The 1,186-nt window shown below is 65.8% G+C and carries 2 protein-coding genes; both read right to left on the reverse strand.

Going from position 1 to position 1,186, the window contains the following annotated elements; genetic code table 11:
- Nucleotides 1–648 (reverse strand): ABC transporter permease (locus AB4Y99_RS27730; RefSeq protein ID WP_441525618.1); only part of this gene is annotated, 648 nt, incomplete at its 3' end.
- Between the two features lie 16 nt (nucleotides 649–664).
- Nucleotides 665–1,186 (reverse strand): ABC transporter ATP-binding protein (locus AB4Y99_RS27735; protein ID WP_441525619.1); only part of this gene is annotated, 522 nt, incomplete at its 5' end.

Below are 1,186 nucleotides of genomic sequence, written 5' to 3' on the forward strand. Positions count from 1 at the left end.
GGCCCAGCCGACCTTGAGTCCGGTCAGGATCGCCGGGAAGGCGGCCGGGATCAGGATGAGCCGCACCAGATTCAGGCCGCGCAACCCGTAATTCTGCCCGACCATGCGCAGCGTGTTCGAGACCGAGCGGAAGCCGGCATGGGTGTTGAGCGCGATCGCCCAGAGCACGGAGTGGACGAGCACGAAGATGATGCTGCCGGTGCCGAGCCCGAACCAGATCAGCGCCAGCGGCAGGAGCGCGATGGCGGGCAGGGGGTTGAACATCGAGGTCAGGGTCTCGAGCAGGTCGGCGCCGATGCGCGAGCCGATGGCCAGCGTCGTGAGCAGGGCCGCCAGCACGATGCCGATGCCGTAGCCGATCACCAGCGTCTGCAGCGAGACCAGCGTGCGCTGCGGGATGACGCCGCTGACAATGTTCTCGACGAAGGCCTCGACCGTCTGGCCGAAGGTCGGGAACAGCAGGGGATTGCCGAGCCAGCGGCCATAGAGCTCCCAGGCGACGGCGAGCACCGCGAGGATCACCGCCTTGCGGACGAAGCCGAGGCGATAGATGCGCTCGGCGAGGCCGATGGTCTTGGCGACGACCGGCGCGTCGCTGGAATGGACGTCGCGGATGATTTCCGGGCGGAAGCTGACGAGATCGGTCATGTCGGTCACCTCCGGTTCAATGATGCGCGAAGAGCATGTCGTTGATGCGGGTTTCGAGCGCGGCCTGCGTGCCCGTGCCCATCTCTGCGGCCGGCACGCTGTTGAGCTCGGCCTTGACSTCGCCGGGATGCGGCGAGAGCAGCAGGATGCGGGTCCCGATGCGGATGGCTTCCTCGATCGAATGGGTGACGAAGAGCACGGTGAATTTCGTGTCGTCCCAGAGCCGCAGCAATTCGTCCTGCATCTTGCGGCGCGTCARCGCGTCGAGCGCGGCGAAAGGCTCGTCCATCAGCAGRAYGTCGGGCTCCATCGCCATGCCGCGCGCRATSGCGACGCGCTGCTTCATGCCGCCSGAGAGCGTGTGCGGATAGGAATCGAGCGCCCGCGTCAGGTTGACCTTCTCGATATAGAGCTTGGCCTTTTCCGCTGCCTCCTTGCGCGACAGGCCGCGCGCCTCCACCAGCGGAAACATCACGTTCTCCAGAACGGTCTTCCAGGGCAGGAGCTGGTCGAATTCCTGGAAGACCATCATGCGGTC

The organism is Allobosea sp. TAB14 (assembly GCF_052113865.1).
Classification (GTDB): Bacteria; Pseudomonadota; Alphaproteobacteria; order Rhizobiales; family Beijerinckiaceae; genus Allobosea; species Allobosea spartocytisi.